The sequence below is a fragment of the Halomonas huangheensis genome, from assembly GCF_001431725.1.
In the GTDB taxonomy this organism is placed as follows: domain Bacteria; phylum Pseudomonadota; class Gammaproteobacteria; order Pseudomonadales; family Halomonadaceae; genus Halomonas; species Halomonas huangheensis.
On record NZ_CP013106.1, the window covers coordinates 4370899 to 4385711 of the forward strand.

Annotated in this window: 17 protein-coding genes; 4 read left to right on the top strand and 13 right to left on the bottom strand. The window is 58.2% G+C overall.

Annotation, left to right across the window (positions count from 1 at the left end):
* Nucleotides 1-5: 5 nt before the first annotated feature.
* The 3 genes from AR456_RS18870 to AR456_RS18880 form a co-directional block, all read right to left on the bottom strand.
* Nucleotides 6-812 carry a hypothetical protein gene (locus AR456_RS18870; protein WP_021817741.1) on the bottom strand — a complete coding sequence of 269 codons (807 nt, stop codon included), beginning with the start codon at nucleotides 810-812 and terminating at the stop codon, nucleotides 6-8.
* Complete coding sequence (gene pilL2, locus AR456_RS18875) at nucleotides 805-1437, bottom strand: PFGI-1 class ICE element type IV pilus protein PilL2 (RefSeq protein ID WP_081694590.1); 633 nt, start codon at nucleotides 1435-1437, stop codon at nucleotides 805-807. Before pilL2 ends, AR456_RS18870 begins: the two co-directional genes overlap by 8 nt.
* A gap of 247 nt (nucleotides 1438-1684) precedes the next feature.
* On the bottom strand, nucleotides 1685-2584 hold the full coding sequence (locus AR456_RS18880; RefSeq protein WP_021817738.1) for a LysR family transcriptional regulator: 900 nt from the start codon (nucleotides 2582-2584) through the stop codon (nucleotides 1685-1687).
* Between the two features lie 232 nt (nucleotides 2585-2816).
* Here AR456_RS18880 and AR456_RS18885 point away from each other — a divergent pair, with 232 nt between their 5' ends.
* Both AR456_RS18885 and AR456_RS18890 read left to right on the top strand, forming a co-directional pair.
* A complete protein-coding gene (locus AR456_RS18885; RefSeq protein ID WP_021817737.1) occupies nucleotides 2817-3884 on the top strand; it encodes a zinc-binding alcohol dehydrogenase family protein in 1068 nt (355 codons plus the stop codon).
* A gap of 150 nt (nucleotides 3885-4034) precedes the next feature.
* Nucleotides 4035-4259: a hypothetical protein gene (locus AR456_RS18890; RefSeq protein WP_021817736.1), complete on the top strand. Its 225-nt coding sequence runs from the start codon at nucleotides 4035-4037 to the stop codon at nucleotides 4257-4259.
* 297 nt (nucleotides 4260-4556) lie between these two features.
* On the opposite strand, the gene AR456_RS18895 is transcribed toward AR456_RS18890, so the two are convergent.
* On the bottom strand, nucleotides 4557-5417 hold the full coding sequence (locus AR456_RS18895; protein WP_021817735.1) for a LysR family transcriptional regulator: 861 nt from the start codon (nucleotides 5415-5417) through the stop codon (nucleotides 4557-4559).
* A 158-nt stretch (nucleotides 5418-5575) separates the two neighbouring features.
* On the opposite strand from AR456_RS18895, the gene AR456_RS18900 reads away from it, so the two are divergent.
* Entirely contained in the window at nucleotides 5576-6160 is a 585-nt protein-coding gene (locus AR456_RS18900) for an isochorismatase family protein (RefSeq protein ID WP_021817734.1), read from the top strand.
* Nucleotides 6161-6203: 43 nt separating this feature from the next.
* Nucleotides 6204-6815 carry a glutathione S-transferase family protein gene (locus AR456_RS18905; RefSeq protein ID WP_021817733.1) on the top strand — a complete coding sequence of 204 codons (612 nt, stop codon included), beginning with the start codon at nucleotides 6204-6206 and terminating at the stop codon, nucleotides 6813-6815.
* Nucleotides 6816-7150: 335 nt separating this feature from the next.
* Here the strand turns inward: AR456_RS18905 and AR456_RS18910 are convergent, their stop codons facing one another.
* From AR456_RS18910 to AR456_RS18945, 9 genes are all read right to left on the bottom strand, one after another.
* Nucleotides 7151-7426: a hypothetical protein gene (locus tag AR456_RS18910; RefSeq protein ID WP_021817732.1), complete on the bottom strand. Its 276-nt coding sequence runs from the start codon at nucleotides 7424-7426 to the stop codon at nucleotides 7151-7153.
* Nucleotides 7427-7589: 163 nt separating this feature from the next.
* Complete coding sequence (locus AR456_RS18915; RefSeq protein ID WP_021817731.1) at nucleotides 7590-8144, bottom strand: STY4534 family ICE replication protein; 555 nt, start codon at nucleotides 8142-8144, stop codon at nucleotides 7590-7592.
* A gap of 850 nt (nucleotides 8145-8994) precedes the next feature.
* Nucleotides 8995-11040, bottom strand: a complete 2046-nt coding sequence (locus AR456_RS18920) for a DNA topoisomerase III (RefSeq protein WP_021817730.1) — start codon at nucleotides 11038-11040, stop codon at nucleotides 8995-8997.
* Nucleotides 11041-11149: 109 nt separating this feature from the next.
* Complete coding sequence (locus tag AR456_RS21845; protein ID WP_031207164.1) at nucleotides 11150-11371, bottom strand: TraR/DksA C4-type zinc finger protein; 222 nt, start codon at nucleotides 11369-11371, stop codon at nucleotides 11150-11152.
* Between the two features lie 38 nt (nucleotides 11372-11409).
* Nucleotides 11410-11982, bottom strand: coding sequence for a hypothetical protein (locus AR456_RS18925; RefSeq protein ID WP_021817729.1), 573 nt, complete (start codon nucleotides 11980-11982; stop codon nucleotides 11410-11412).
* A gap of 53 nt (nucleotides 11983-12035) precedes the next feature.
* The gene (locus tag AR456_RS18930; RefSeq protein ID WP_021817728.1) at nucleotides 12036-12623 is read right to left on the bottom strand and encodes a PH domain-containing protein; all 588 of its coding nucleotides are present in this window, start codon (nucleotides 12621-12623) and stop codon (nucleotides 12036-12038) included.
* Nucleotides 12624-12712: 89 nt separating this feature from the next.
* Nucleotides 12713-13213 carry a single-stranded DNA-binding protein gene (locus tag AR456_RS18935; RefSeq protein ID WP_021817727.1) on the bottom strand — a complete coding sequence of 167 codons (501 nt, stop codon included), beginning with the start codon at nucleotides 13211-13213 and terminating at the stop codon, nucleotides 12713-12715.
* Between the two features lie 115 nt (nucleotides 13214-13328).
* Complete coding sequence (locus tag AR456_RS18940; protein ID WP_021817726.1) at nucleotides 13329-13781, bottom strand: DUF3158 family protein; 453 nt, start codon at nucleotides 13779-13781, stop codon at nucleotides 13329-13331.
* Nucleotides 13782-14024: 243 nt separating this feature from the next.
* Nucleotides 14025-14786, bottom strand: a complete 762-nt coding sequence (locus AR456_RS18945; protein WP_021817725.1) for a PFL_4669 family integrating conjugative element protein — start codon at nucleotides 14784-14786, stop codon at nucleotides 14025-14027.
* Nucleotides 14787-14813: the final 27 nt, after the last annotated feature.

Genomic DNA, 14813 nt, shown 5'->3' on the forward strand with positions numbered 1-14813 from the left:
AGCTCCTACGGCAGATTGACCGTGACGTTCTGCCCGCGATAACGAAATACCGCCGTTGAGGCGTTGATAGTGACCAGCTGCCACTCCCCCACGGACTCGCGCTCTCCCAGCAGTCTCACCTGGTCCAGATCATGTACCGGACCGGTGGCGACACTCAGGAAAGGACGGCCACCCCGGTACTCGACGCCGGAAATGTGGAGAGGAAGACGGGGCACTGCTGGACGGCTTGACGTTCTGGGCTTTGCTGGCGTGGGGGACGGCTCAGGTTCTGAGACATGCCGAGACGCGGCAGCCGATTCGGCGAGGCGATTCGACACGACCTCTTCCAGCGCCGTCAGTTGCATGTCGATCCGGGGACTTGCCTCTTCGAGGAAGCCTTCCAGTGCATCCATTCGATGAGTCAGACTCTCCACATCAAGCGCATCCGACGGCTGGTCGAGTTGCGCATTGATCTCACCCAGGCGCTGCTCCATTGAGGCCACACGAGCGTTCAGGTCATTCAACGAGCCCAGACGCTGCTCCAGGTCCTGCACAGATCCCTGAAGGCTTTCGATGACAACACCTTGTGCCATTGGGGATGGCTCCGGAGTGTCAGTGGGGTCTCCCTGCAAGCTGTCTGTGCCGGCAACCAGAACCATGAAGAGAGCGATAGCAAGACCACCCAGGAGAGCGACAACAAGCCCCCACACAATGATCTTCGACCAGGGGAGACGATCAATAGAATTCGCAGTGAGTGGATCCCTGGAAGCCTCACTGGACAAAGGCCCATTGGGCTCCGGATCATTGGGCAGCTTGTCAGTCAGATCACTCATGGCTCCGCTCCGGTACGACCGTTGTGGTTTTCACCGTGCGGAGGTCGCGCTGTTCATAGCAGACCTGGCGACGCACGGGATCCTCCTCGAGTTCCCAGGCATCGCCGGCCAGTACCTGCAACGCTTCACGCAGCGTCATCGGACCCAGGTGGTAATGGGCAGCAGGCAGCTGACGGCTGTAGAGCCACTCCTCGTGACCCCGGGTGGCTGGGCAGAGTGTGTATCCCGTGTTCTTGAGCGTGTAACGGATGCCATCCCCCACCGTGGTGGAAAGGCTCGGTGGAATGCGTACGTTGACGATCTGCTCGAGCAGATGTCGCTGCCCCATCGGAGCCAGCATGGTGACCAGCTGATAACGCCCTGTGCGCAGGACCTCGACAGGAATCAATTCCTGATCGTAGACATCGGGATCCACAATGCCGCGATGAGGGGGATTGGGACCGGTGACGATCTGGTGCTCCGTTGTGATGACCCTGGGCTCGTCCAGCGGGGAGATCTGCAGTGCGCTGGCTGAATCAACTGTCGGTGTGGTGCTCGTTTTGGCAGGCGGCTGTTGAGCGCAGCCGGCCAGCAGCACCATCGCTACACCACAGGACAGAAGAGGTGATGAACCGTGCAGCTTCATGTTGGTTGGCCTCGTAATGATCTGATCAGAATCAGGCTCACGGTGCCGCCATGACGGGGTTCGGTCGACGGGGAATGTTAAACAGGCAGGATCGGGTTTCTTGACACAGCAACCCGAAAACAAGAAATGTCTGCTATGTGGGCCACACCAGAGAAAGCCTGGGAGTGATCAAGCGGCTATTCGACAACTTGCAACTCGATAGCAAGCAGCGCCAGGCCGGCGTCTACTTCGGGGCGGTATTTGCCGCCTAGCAGGGCTCATATGGAGGCAGCACCCGTGCATGGAGAAAGTCCACCAAGGCCCGCACTTTCGGCGAGGGGTATTTACTAGCAGGCCAGAGCACATAGAATGCGCCCGTACGTTGCGCATAACTGGTCAGAACCGTGTGCAGCCGCCCATCCGACAGCGGTTCCTCGATGGCGAATTCCGGCAGGTACGCAATCCCCAAGCCTTGCAGCGCAAAGCGCACGCGCGTCTCGATGTTGTTGCAGATCATCGAGGTACGCAATTGCAGCTCAGGTTCCCCCTCGGCGCGGCGCAACTCCCACGGCTCCAACTTGCCGGTGTGGGGAAAGCGATAGTGCAGGCAAGTGTGTTCCAGCAGATCGGCAGGAACCTTGGGTATACCGCGTTGCGCCAGGTAGTCGGGGGAAGCCACCAGCACCGAACGGAAAGAGCCGAGTTTCCGGGCAACGAGGCGCGAGTCGGTTGGCTCGCCAGCTCTGACCACGGCATCGAAGCCTTCCTCGACGACATCGACCAACCTGTCGGTGAAATCCAGATCCAGTTCGATCTCAGGGTATTCGCGCATGAACTTGCCCAACACCGGCAGCATCGGTGAACTCACCATCGGCAGACTGATGCGCAAGCGGCCATGTGGAGCGGCCGTTGCCTGGGATAGCTCCATCTCCGCCGCTTCGATCTCGGCCAGGATGCGGCGGCTTCGTTCCAGAAAAAGCGCACCTTCCGCCGTCAGAGTGACGCTGCGCGTACTGCGGTGAAACAAGCGCACGCCCAGCTTTTCCTCCAATCGGGCAACGCTCTTGCCGACGGCAGAGGCAGACACGCCCAGCAGCCGGCTGGCCGCCACGAAACTGCGCGTTTCCGCGACCTGCACGAACACCACGAAACCGCTCAGATTTTCCATTCCGCCTCCAATTGCAGACAGGAAGTTCCGTATAGAAAGGAACTGTATCCTATTTATCTTCAATGTCAGAAGGCTTACCGTCGCGGTCTTGTTCATTCACGAAAGGTCTAGCTGTGATGCCTCTCCGTATTTCCCTCTGCATCCAGGCGCATCACCTGTGTCTCCACTCGCAAAACGCCAGCCAATCCCCGGCCTTGAGATGGAACGGGGCTTTGGCCGACAGGAGGCAATGATGGCAGCGACTTCTTCGATCATGTCTGCCGTCGCATACCGAAAACACTCCACGCTGGCCGATCCAGACTGCCTTGTTGACGTGGATGTTGAGCGACCGGTACCTGGGCCAAACGATCTGCGTGTTGCCGTTCGCGCCATTTCGGTCAACCCCGTGGATACCAAGATACGGGCGGGGCTGGTTACTGCGCCCGATACCGTTCAATGCCTGGGTTGGGATGCTGCCGGAATCGTGGAGGCTGTCGGCGAAGCCGTCACGCTGTTCCGGCCGGGCGATCAGGTGTACTACGCTGGCTCGTTCGATCGCACTGGCAGCAATGCGCAGTTCCATCTGGTGGACGAGCGCATCGTCGGCCATATGCCCGAGAGCCTCAGCTTTGCCGAAGCGGCGGCGATGCCCCTGACTTCGCTGACCGCTTGGCAACTACTGTTCGATCGCCTGAGCGTGCCGCCCGGCAAGCCGGCCAATGCCGGCAGTCTTCTGGTGCTGGGCGGCGCAGGCGGCGTCGGCTCGATGCTGATCCAGTTCGCCCGTCGCCTGACCGGCCTGACAGTGATCGCCACGGCCTCGCGCCCGCAAAGCCGCGACTGGTGCCTGGCCCTTGGGGCACACCACGTCATTGACCATCGGCAGCCCCTACCGGAACAAGTCAACGCGCTGCCGGTGCCCCCCGTCACGCACATTGCGGCGCTGTCGAACACGGCTGATCACTGGGGGGAGTTGGCTGAATTGATCGCCCCGCAAGGAAGGCTCGCCATCATTACCGACCACGACACGCTGGATGCAGTGCCGTTCAAAGCCAAGAGCGTGTCGCTGCATTGGGAAATGGTGTTCACGCGCCCGCTGTTCGGCACGCCGGACATGGTTGCGCAGCATCGCATCCTCGACGAAGTGACCGCGCTAGTCGATGCCTGCGTGCTGCGCTCGACCGCCAACCGCGTGCTCTATCCCCTCGACGCCGCCCGTTTGCGTGAGGCGCATCGGCTGCTGGAAAACGGCGGCATGACCGGCAAGGTCGTGGTAGCCCGCTCTGCAGACGATGCAGTGAGGGCGGTCGTGGCAGACTAATACAAGAACACTAAGTGATGGAGCTTCGCCATCTTCGCTGCTTCCTGACTGTGGCCAAAGAACTCCATTTCGCCCCCCGCGAGGCGGAGAAGCTGCACATTGACCAGTCGCCACTATCACGGGCAACCTAGGAGCTGGAAGAAGGCCTGAGTGTCCGGACTGCTCGAAGAGCTTTACGATGTGGGATTCGCGCAGTCCGGCGATGTAGGCGACGGCCTGCTGGCAGTGCTCGCTTGTCATGACCCGCTGGTGGTCGCAGTGCTGACCATCCATTCCTGTGTCAGTGCGCGGGCCTGCTCGACGGTCAAAAAAAGGACCGACATCAAGCCTTTCGTGCAAATTACGCAAGGCTTGAAAGCATATACAGCGCAATAAGTTAGCTCTGTTTCGGGCCGATGGGCGAAAGCGCGGCGTTGTGGGCTGAGAGCCACATAAGAGCCTTGAGAAAGCAAGCTGGGTCGCGCTGCAGCGGTGACGATTGCCAAAGACCGCAAGCTTATCCGTAGATCTGAGTCTGCTCCCTCTACAATTGCTGTGAGCGCGCGCATTGAACTGCGCGGTTGGCGAATTGGATTGTTGATCATCGCACGTTTGGGAAGGCAATCGTTCCCGTCCGTATTCCTGCCGCTAATCCCCGGCGGGTCGTTTCGAAGCGGGCACAGCTCGTGCTGCCTACTGTGCCAAGTGCTCTTTCAGATACTCGATGAAGCGCTGGACCTTCGCTGGCAGCAGGCGGGTTTCAGTGAGCGCATGCACTTCAATGGGAGTTGCCTGCCAGTCAGGCAATACCTGCCGAAGGCGCTGGGTGCCCCTCCCTGCGGTATCTGACACGCTCGGCGGCGCGAGCAGCGCGATGCCCAAGCCATCTGCGGCCAGGCGCTGCATCATGCCGACATTGTTGAGATGAAACCTGCCGTCCACGGCGACTTGGCACTTGGCTCCGTCACGCAGCAGTGTCCAATGGGTCTCGTTCGGAAAAAGAAGACATTCATGTTGCGATAGCTCGTCTGGCGTCCCTGGTTCGCCATGTGCATCCAGATAGGACGGCGATGCATAGAGACAGCGCGGCACATGCGCAATCTTGTGGCCGACAAGGTGAGAATCCGTCAGCGCCCCCATGCGGATCGCCACATCGAAAGGTTCCGCGACGAGATCGACGCGGCGCGGCGTCAGATCGAATTCGAACGCGATACCGGGATAACGGTGGCAGAACTCTGGCAGGCGGGGGGTGAGGAACACGATGGCGAAGTCCACCGGCAAGGACACGCGAAGCACACCGCGTGGCTGCGACACCAGTTCGTCGAGCTGTTCGTGTGCCAGCCGCGCTTCCTCGACGATGCCCCGACTGCGCTCGAAATAGAGTTGTCCAGCTTCGGTCAGCTCGATGCGGCGCGTTGTGCGATGCAGCAGACGCAAGCCGATCGCCCTCTCCAATGCCTGTATCCGGCGCGACAGCGTCGAGCTTGGCATGCCCAGTGCCTCTGCCGCGCGGCGAAAGCTCTTAGCTCGAGCCACTTCGACGAACAGGCTCATGTCCCGCAAATGGTCGGTAGCGTGGTTTACTTTCATTGCGCCAAAAATGGGATTCTTAAATGAGATTCTCTATATTTACACCAAATATGATTCATTGGATAGTGTGATCATGGCCGGGTGACACCTCAGAGCCCACCTTGCGTATCTGGAGAATTGCAATGACAGACAACCGTGCTTCCTGGCGTGACGCCGCTGTCCTGCTCATCGACCATCAGGTCGGCACGATGAGCTGGGTGAAATCGATCTCTTTCGAGGAAATGAAGCGCAACGCGCTGATGCTCGCCCAAACCGCTCGCATCCTGAAGTTGCCTGTAGTCCTGACATCTAGCATGGAAGACCATGCCCAAGGTCCGCTGTTGAGCGAACTCGCAGAGATACTGCCCCAGCAGTTCCAGTCGCGCATCCAGCGCGCGGGCATCGTCAATGCCATGCATGACGACCAGTTCGCTGCGGCCGTGAAGGCGACCGGGCGCAGAACGTTCATCGTCGCCGGAGTCACGAATGACGTGTGTACGGTGTTTCCAGTGCTGACCCTGCTGGAGGCTGGCTATGAAGTGCTAGTCGTAGCCGATGCCGGAGGTTCACCCGGCAAGATGGCCGATGAGCTGTCGCTTGATCGGATGCAACATGCGGGTGCCACGCTGTTGGGCACGAATCAGTTGCTGGCAGGTTTGGCGGGGGACTGGTCGACACCGGAAGGTGGCCAGATCGTCGAAGTGATCGGCCAGGCCTTGCAGGCCTGATCGCAGAACGGGCTGGCCGAGCAACACTGGGAGGAATAGAGCCATGAAGCTTTACTACGCGCCTGGCACCTGTGCCGTCGCCTGCTGGATCGCCCTGGAATGGGCCGGTGCCGACTTTGAGGCCGTACGGGCTGACTCTGCTTCGGAGACCTTCCGTCGCATCAACCCGCTGGCCATGGTGCCTGCGCTTGACATCGGTGGGCCACGGGCAATGACACAGGCTGATGCGATTCTGGCGTACATCGCAGAGATGTATCCTGATGCGCAACTCGGCCCAGACGCTGATGCGCAAGGCCGTTTTGAGTTTGCCGAGAGCATGGCTTTCCTGACGGGTGATTTTCACCCCGCGTTCTGGCCTTTCTTCGCGCCACAGCGCTTCACCACGGACCACACACCCCACGCGCTTGACCAGGTTCGCGCAGCATCTTACGTTCGTATCGATCGCGTCATGCAGCATCTCGACCGACTAATCGGGCAAGGTAGCCACGTGTACCGGGAGCGTCGTACCGTCGCCGACGCCTATGCCTACATCATGGTGAGATGGACGGCCAAGCTGCCCAGAACCTGGAAGGATTATCCAAACATTGCACGCTTCCATGTGCGCATGGACCAGGATCCGACCGTACAGGACGTACTGGGCCGTTCGACCGCATGATTTGATTTGTCCCGGCGAGGCATCGTGGCGATCGCGGCTCACAGGGTCGTCTGCGATGTTCAGACCGCTTTGCATTGAGCAGCATTCTTTGCAGCAAGCACGGCACGCAACAAACTCCATAGTGCTCAGACCAACTTGTGCTGGCTACCCCGTGATCCGGTGCCCTTCCTGACCCCTCAATCTCCTGCCATGAAGGCTTCAAGCATGTGCGGAATCAGATCTTCGGCAGCAAGCTGATGGTTCAGATAATCACTCATGGGATCGCTCCAATATGTTGACGGAACCACCCCTCCAGGGCGTGGCCCCGGTTGGGTGATTTGGTTCAGTTGGATGAACTACAGCGGCTCAAGACGATGGAAGAGTTGCCATGAAGGGCGATCAGCAAAGGCTTCCAGGGCCGCTTCGGGCGTCTCGCCACTGAAAGGGCGTGACTGTCGATCAAACGCGATCCATTCAGCGTGCCCATCATCGACTTCGACAGAGTAGGCGCGCCTGATATGACCAATCGGAAGAGCCGGCCAAGCGGGATTGCCCTCATAAATGGCATATGAGACGCGGTAAGCCTCTTCCGCGTGCTCATGGTATTTCGTCACCAGGCAGTAGAGACGCATCAAATTGACTCCATGGTTGAGATGAAGCCATCCCACCGGGGAATGGCCCCGGAAAGGAGAGGAAATGCTAAATCGCGACATGGGTATTTGAGAGGGGTACGAACATCAACCTCCATCCAACCGGGAATGCCCCGGTTGAATGGATGGTTGGAAGTGCAGAGATTCAGTGCATCGCCGGTGAATCAAAGGATCCAGCGGCTTCACCTGAATGGACGGCAGCGTAGCTGCTGGGAACCGGTGATGCCTCGGGGGCACTACTGGACTCCTGAGCGGCTTCGGACTGCTGGTCCTGTGATTCAGCAGCCTCTGCCTGATCATTGTCGCGACGAGGGGCCTGATAGACCATTTCGCCATCGATCTTGATCCAGCTTATGAAGAGCAGACGGGCTTTCAAACTGACGCCTGTTTGCCCAGCACGATCACCTTTTGAGTAGGTGAAAGTGTCGGTCCACAGATCGCCAAGCTTGAAGCTGATCAACACCTTCTTCTTCATGTTGACCGCCTGTTCACACTTCTTGACCAGCTTCTCTGCTTCACGACCGCTTACGCGGCAGTCAAAGCGGGTATAGCTGACGTCATCGGAAGGACCGTTGAGCGCCGCTATGTCGCAGGCCCAGAAAGCGTTACCGCGTTTCGGCGTCACCTCACGAACACGATTGAGGTAGCCGACGCCAGTGATGTGAAGATCGAAGAATTGCTTATCGGTGGAAGTCGTCATGGTGATTCTCCTGGAGTTGAGACATACGAATCCGGGAGATACACCATCCCCATCGGGGAAGTGTTTCCCCGGATGGGTGGTTCGGCAAAGTGCCGAGATTTAGAAGTCTGCATCCAACCCGTCAGGGTGCCGTCTCTCGGGATGCGTTACGGCTTTGGGAGGTGCCCCGAAGGGCAAAGGGCGCTGTTGTTACCGTCAACAGCCAACGTCTGACACCTTTAGGATTGCGCTACTCACGTAATACGTCAACCCTGAAATTCGATCGTCAATCTCAAGCCGGGGCCGCGAGGACTTGCCTCGCCGCCTCGCCTTGGGATTGAGGACCAATACCGCAAGTCGAATCAGCTACCGGATACCGGTGCGGGTAGCGTGTGAAGATTGCCATTATGCCGGCCATCAATCGTCATGCCCCTCGTAGTCATGCGATCGAATCTGCCTCTGCATCCCGTCCCGTTTCATGGCGTTGGACAGGTAGGTTTGTGCGCGGATCCCCGCACAAAGGGAGCCGGGGGGTCAGGCGACCGGCACCGCCAGGGTGAAGCTCAGTCCAACCGGCCAGCAAGAAACCCAGTAGAGGGCATCTTGCTGGCTGGTCAAACCTGACTAAAGGAGGTGGTCGACGACCGGTCGACCTGAAACATAAGGAACCTGGAACCCGATACATGCCAATGTAATGCAAAGAGTCTTTGCGGGTGGGTGCGCGTTTTCGCCAGGTGTTCGCGCTTTGGGATCAGACCCATGGAGAGTCCAAAGGGACCAACTGATAACCGTCAGTTGGCAACGGGGTATGGCCCCAATTATCAAGCAGTGTTGCCATTATGGCAAGGAAGACGCCGGTGACTGCACCATCTCATGATGTACTACCACTGGCCCCCTTTCTGGATCTCGATTTTCGAGCACCCGATTTCCCCTTCTTCTTGCCGATCGCCTTCGTGCCCTTGCACTCGGGATACCGGCTACAGCCCCAGAATGGCCCATCATCCCCGTTCCTCTTGCGCATCTTGGCCTGACACAGCGGACAGCTCTCGCTCGGCATTTCCGGGAGATTCAAGCGGGGTTGCTGGAGCGCCAGGCCGATGAGCTTGTCGAGCAGGACGTTCTGACGTTGCATGAAGTCATCCAGCGACAAGGATCCTTCTTCGACCTGATCCAGCGCCTGCTCCCACAGTGCTGTCATTCCGGGGTTACTGATTTGCGGCGGGAGCGCCGCAATCAATGCCTGCCCCAGCGGAGTGGACACGATCGTGCGCCCCTTCTTGCACAGGAATCCTCGAGCCAGCAGCGTCTCGATGATCCCGGATCGTGTCGCTTCGGTGCCAATGCCCGCGCTCTCACGCAATCGCGCCTTCAGGCGCTCATCCGTCACGAATCGCGCCGCATTGGTCATGGCTGAGATAAGCGTACCTTCCGAGAAGGGCTTCGGGGGTTGTGTCTGACGATCCTTGAGCTGGATCGCCTGCACAGAACAACTCTCCCCCTGACGAAGTGGCGGGAGCGCCTGCGCTCCAGCGGTTTCGTCGTCATCCGCATCACTGTCGTCCTGCCCTTTGCTCTTCCCACGAGGAAACAGCGCTTTCCACCCCTCGACCTGCACCTGTCGACCCGAGGCCACGAAACGCTCCCCGTCCAGATCCAATTGCACGTCGGTCTGATCGTACTCATGCGCAGGAAGAAACTGGGCGAGGTAGTGACGCCGAATGAGCTCATAGACCTGACGTTCGGCTTCGCTCATCCGCGAGATGTCACAGGTGGAGGTGGTGGGGATGATGCCATGGTGAGCCGTTATCTTGCTGTCGTTCCACACACGGCTCTGTAGATTCATATCCAGACGCTCGATGACCGGTGAGAGCGAGGCATCCGAATGCAGGAGCGCCTTCACGACTACCCCGACTTCGGACAGCATCGATGTCGGTAGGTATCGGCAGTCAGTACGAGGATAGGTTGTCGCTTTATGGGTCTCGTAGAGCGACTGCGCGATATCGAGAACCTTCTGCGCCCCGAACCCGAATCGTCGAGAGCACTCCTGCTGCAGCGTGCCGAGGCTCATCACCAGTGGTGCAGCTTCACGTTTCCGTTTGGTCTCGACCGTTACCACGCTCGCCTGTCCGCTCTGCCCTCGCAAGGCTACTGCTTGCGCGGCCTCACGATTGATGCAGCGTCCTTCCTCATCGAGCCAGGAATCGTTGCTCGGTACCCACTTGGCCTGGAAGGCACCACCTTGAGCCTGCAAGTTGGCCAGCACCTCCCAGAAGGGTTTGGGGACGAAATTGGCGATCTCCTGGTCACGCCGGACGACAATCCCCAATACCGGTGTCTGTACCCGGCCCACCGACAGCACGCCATCGAAGCCCTGCTGACGGGCCAGCACCGTGAACGCTCGCGTCAGGTTCATGCCCACCAGCCAATCCGCACGCGAGCGCCCCAGTCCTGCCTGATACAGCGAGACGGTCGATGCTCCGGGACGAATGCTTGCCAGCCCCTTGCGAATCGACGTTTCGTCCAGCGCAGACAACCACAGTCGAGATACCTGCCCCCGGTAGCGACAGGCATCAAGGATCTCACGCCCAATCACTTCTCCCTCGCGGTCTGCATCCGTGGCCACCACCACCTCGCTGCACTGCTTCAGCAGGCCCTGGATGACCTTGAACTGTTTGGCCGCATCCTTGCGTACGACAGTTTTCCACTGGACCGGTCGGATCGGGAGCGAGTCCAACGACCAGCGCTTGAGCGCGGGGTCATAGGCATCAGGAGGAGCTTGCTCGAGCAGGTGGCCGACAGCCCAGGTGACAGTGACGTCATCACCATGAAGGCATCCGTTTCCACGGCGGGTGGCACCCAACACCTTGCCGATGTCACGCGCCTGGTTGGGTTTTTCGCAGAGAAATAATCGAGACATAAATCTGGGCCTCACAAGAAGTATGAGGCCCAGCGTGCAGGGATAGAGCAGTGGAATCAGTCTGAAACGTTAATTACGTCGATGTAAGTACTCGCCATAGTCCTCAAGGTTATCGACGATACTGCATAGAGGCTTTTTCCTGGGTTTCCTGACAGGTCAAGCAAAGCGTTGCCCATGGAGCGGCTTTTCGACGTGCTGCAGGAATTTCGTCTCCACAATCTTCACAGTGAGTATTATCTGAGACTGTATTCACACTTTGCAGTAGACCACCGACACGCATGCTAACCCAGTGGTCAGCAATTTCTGATGCAACATCAGCTTCATCTGCCATAGTGCCAACTCCCTATCCGTTCCGCTTACGATGACTCCTTACTGCAATGCAGCGTTCAATCGCTGCGTCAGAGCAGACTCCATCGCAGCCCCATCATAGGGAATCCGCTTGTCCGCCGGTGCCCAGCTATAGTGGATCCGCGAGCCGGAGCCACTCTTCTCGATTTGAACACGCTGCAGGATGGAGTAGCGGGTGCCGCCAACCGTCTGGCGACCATAGTCCCCGAGGTTGTAGTAGGCACCCGGGGTGCGGTCATGCTTCCAGGCGACATCGCCCATCTGCATTTTTGCAGTGGTACTCTCGGGGCTCTCGAAGTCATTCGGCGAACGGAATCCCATGGACGACTTGATGCGAGCATAGGCGGTATCCACGTCGACGGGGGAATCGATATCGACCGACCCACGCTGACTGCCCAGATTGCTGACATCGACGGTCTCGCCTTGTGCGTTCGTCGCCACCCGTTGCGGCGTTTCGTTGGGGTCGTAGTTCACTGGCTCCCCGGTGAGCGGGTTATTGATGCACGTCACACACACACCCTGAGAGTAGTAATGGTCCTGTGCCGCACACCCTGTCAGGGCCAGTAGCCCTGCAGCTATCAATACACGTTTCATTTCTACATCCTTATTGATTCAGGCATTCAGTCAACCGAGCGAGGCAAGTTGCGTCAGAGCCCCTGAGTTCCTTCGTACTCCCGATATCCAAGTCGCTGGCGTTCTGCAGCATTCAGCCTATGCAGCCAATCACTGAGCCCATATACATTGAGTTGGGCTTCAATTCTGAATTCGGGGTGAGAACGGTCAACCGTATCCAGGATAACGGTGCCAATGCCTAATAGCCGATCCATCAGCGTTCGATTCGATGTGATATCTCGAATCCGCACCAACTCTAGCTGATCTCGACGACGATGTAGAATGCCCCGGGTATATTCCAGACGCTGAGTCGTAAGTGAATAAGTGACCGTTTTCAGAACCAGAAATTTGTATAAAAGCGGAATCAAGCACACAGCCCAGATGAGGCCCAGGAGCAATGCCAGGCGTGCTCCAGGCAAGACCACCAGATCCGGTCGCTGAACCATGGCAAATATCAATAATGCCGTGAATGACATGGCCAGAAGAATCCAGCCTATCGCTGTAGGGATCGCTGCCCTGGTTGAAGGCTTGAACACGGCAACATGATCTTCCTTCTGGTTGCTCGGTGAATCTTTACCTGGTACAGGTCTGCCCTCGTTGGGGTCCATCAGACTTGGGTCCATGACACTCTCTCCCGTGCAACGCTCTAGATAGCTATCTTATGTCTCGGTGCAGAGCTCACCTCTACACCGAGTGTCGTCCTCAATGCTTTCTAGAAATTGGAATCACCTGTCCCGGTCGGGTTATCCCACTCACCGTCTGGCCCAGCGGCCTTGGAATAGGCTCCACTCCGGTTCTGGTTTCCCGGAGCTGGTTGTTGAGCGGGCTGTTGCTGTGCGTTATTGGCAGGTTCAAGTACGACCTGCGAAACTCGGTACGGCAGGATGCCAATACGCACCGCTTGCACCTTGAACTGCGAACGGTCTTCTCCGGTTTCCCGGTCCTTCCACTCGTCGAGCACCATCCGGCCGGACACCATGACGCGCATGCCTTTCTGATAGAGGCGAGCCCAGCTCTCGACGTTGCGGTCCCAGAGTTCCACATTGGCCCAGAATCCGCCGCGGTCGACATTGCCGTTTTCCGTGGGTACTGGATTGTCGAAGCGGACGTTCAAACGCATCACGCCACGCGGTGGCTGATTACCATTGGTAGGGAACATCTTGATCTCTGGATCTGTGCCGATGTTCCCCTCGCCCATGAAATGCGTGCTCATATGGTGAAACTCCTGAATCGAATGAATGTCCGGCCACTCTCCCTATTCAAGGGAAGGGATGTCAGTGGGAAACGTTAATGCAATGCCAGACTTATTCCCGGCTCACTGACAGCATTCAGACCATTGCCTCAATCTCATCAAGGTCCTTGATCAACTTGTTCAGCCGATCCACCTGGCGAGTCGCTGCCGCGATCTTTGCATTGAAGATGGCCCGCTCGGTTTCGATCTCGACCAGTTGACGTTTCATACCCTGCGGAACATCTCCATACTGCAAAACCGCTTCAAGCAAGCGTCGCCCCATTTGGCTCTGCGCTTTATCACGCCACTGCACAGCACGAACTCGTCCTCCGCTGTGACTGTGAGGTTTGAGCCACAGTCCTGCCTGGACCACCGTTCGGTTGTATCGGTTGGCAAAGTCCGCTGCTTCCTGATACAGCCGACGACACTCGACATCCAACTCATCCCTGAAACGGAGAATCTCTCCCTTACCCTTAAAGGGTTTTAAAAGGCCCTTTGCGTACTGATTCAGTGCAAAGTCTTGACGCTGATCCAGTGCAGTCGCAGTCATGGTCGAGTCCTGTAGTCATTACTGAAAAAATCTTGCTGCCCCAGCCACCCTGGTGGAAGTGATTCCGGGGGAATCTCCCGGATCCCACCTTCACGGAGTGATTCCGGGGGAATCACCCCAGCCACCCTGGTGGAAGTGATTCCGGGGGAATCACCCGGATCCCACCTTCCTGGACTGTTTCCGGGGGAAACACCCCAGCCACCCTGGTGGAAGTGATGCCAGTGGCATCACCTGAAGGAGGGTTCAGTCTTTGGTTTCGTCGCTATGGGGCATTATCTGATCGCTATCGAGATCCACACCTTCCAATCCCTCACCATCAGCGGTCGACACTGTTCCATCACGTCGAATCGACGGTGCAAATTCGCTGCGGCGTGTCCCTTCCAGAATGTCCTGAGGCAACTCACCAAACTTCTCCCTGGCCGCTCTGGCCTTGGCGTTGTTCGCCGCGAAGTCATCACGCCCGGCACCGCTGAAGCCAGGAAACTTGACGGGGGCATAGCACAGTGAGCGTATGGCGTGCCCGCCTTGATCCCGAATCATCGACGCACGCTGCTTGTTGCCCAGCAGTCCGATGTGATGGGCCAGCAGCACATCTCGCACAATCCCGTCGTATTCCATCAGCAGCATGACGGCCTGCCAGCCCATCTGGCCTCCGGTGAACACCGGCGTCACGAAGGGTTGCTGACTGACGTTACGACTGACATCCAGCCCCTCGGGGATAGCGTCGAGAACGGTGCTTACCCGTTGTTTGAGCTGCTGCAGCGACTGCCGTGTTTCGTGAACCTTACCCTCGAGCGTCAACAGCCAGCTGTCGGCATAGGGATCATCCTTCGCCGCGGCCTGCTGAATCCGCCCGGTCAGAAACAGAAACTGCTTCAGCCCCACGACCTGAGGTTTGCCACTCTCGACTCCCCGCCCATGCCATGCCAGAACGGCAGGGTAGGTGTGCAGAGTCATTTCAATCCGGCTTCTTAGCTGCCCTACACGGGGCTCTGCACTGGCCATACTTACTCCTGAGTCAATGCACTGGAT

What these genes read in the sequence shown, in the direction of transcription:
- AR456_RS18920 (WP_021817730.1), bottom strand. Translation starts at nt 11,040, where the DNA reads ATGTCTCGATTATTTCTCTGCGAAAAACCCAACCAGGCGCGTGACATC.
- AR456_RS18905 (WP_021817733.1), top strand. Translation starts at nt 6,204, where the DNA reads ATGAAGCTTTACTACGCGCCTGGCACCTGTGCCGTCGCCTGCTGGATC.
- AR456_RS18945 (WP_021817725.1), bottom strand. Translation starts at nt 14,786, where the DNA reads ATGGCCAGTGCAGAGCCCCGTGTAGGGCAGCTAAGAAGCCGGATTGAA.
- AR456_RS18915 (WP_021817731.1), bottom strand. Translation starts at nt 8,144, where the DNA reads ATGACGACTTCCACCGATAAGCAATTCTTCGATCTTCACATCACTGGC.
- AR456_RS18930 (WP_021817728.1), bottom strand. Translation starts at nt 12,623, where the DNA reads ATGGACCCAAGTCTGATGGACCCCAACGAGGGCAGACCTGTACCAGGT.
- AR456_RS18895 (WP_021817735.1), bottom strand. Translation starts at nt 5,417, where the DNA reads ATGAGCCTGTTCGTCGAAGTGGCTCGAGCTAAGAGCTTTCGCCGCGCG.
- AR456_RS21845 (WP_031207164.1), bottom strand. Translation starts at nt 11,371, where the DNA reads ATGGCAGATGAAGCTGATGTTGCATCAGAAATTGCTGACCACTGGGTT.
- AR456_RS18910 (WP_021817732.1), bottom strand. Translation starts at nt 7,426, where the DNA reads ATGCGTCTCTACTGCCTGGTGACGAAATACCATGAGCACGCGGAAGAG.
- AR456_RS18935 (WP_021817727.1), bottom strand. Translation starts at nt 13,213, where the DNA reads ATGAGCACGCATTTCATGGGCGAGGGGAACATCGGCACAGATCCAGAG.
- AR456_RS18885 (WP_021817737.1), top strand. Translation starts at nt 2,817, where the DNA reads ATGGCAGCGACTTCTTCGATCATGTCTGCCGTCGCATACCGAAAACAC.
- AR456_RS18925 (WP_021817729.1), bottom strand. Translation starts at nt 11,982, where the DNA reads ATGAAACGTGTATTGATAGCTGCAGGGCTACTGGCCCTGACAGGGTGT.
- AR456_RS18880 (WP_021817738.1), bottom strand. Translation starts at nt 2,584, where the DNA reads ATGGAAAATCTGAGCGGTTTCGTGGTGTTCGTGCAGGTCGCGGAAACG.
- AR456_RS18900 (WP_021817734.1), top strand. Translation starts at nt 5,576, where the DNA reads ATGACAGACAACCGTGCTTCCTGGCGTGACGCCGCTGTCCTGCTCATC.
- pilL2 (WP_081694590.1), bottom strand. Translation starts at nt 1,437, where the DNA reads ATGAAGCTGCACGGTTCATCACCTCTTCTGTCCTGTGGTGTAGCGATG.
- AR456_RS18870 (WP_021817741.1), bottom strand. Translation starts at nt 812, where the DNA reads ATGAGTGATCTGACTGACAAGCTGCCCAATGATCCGGAGCCCAATGGG.
- AR456_RS18940 (WP_021817726.1), bottom strand. Translation starts at nt 13,781, where the DNA reads ATGACTGCGACTGCACTGGATCAGCGTCAAGACTTTGCACTGAATCAG.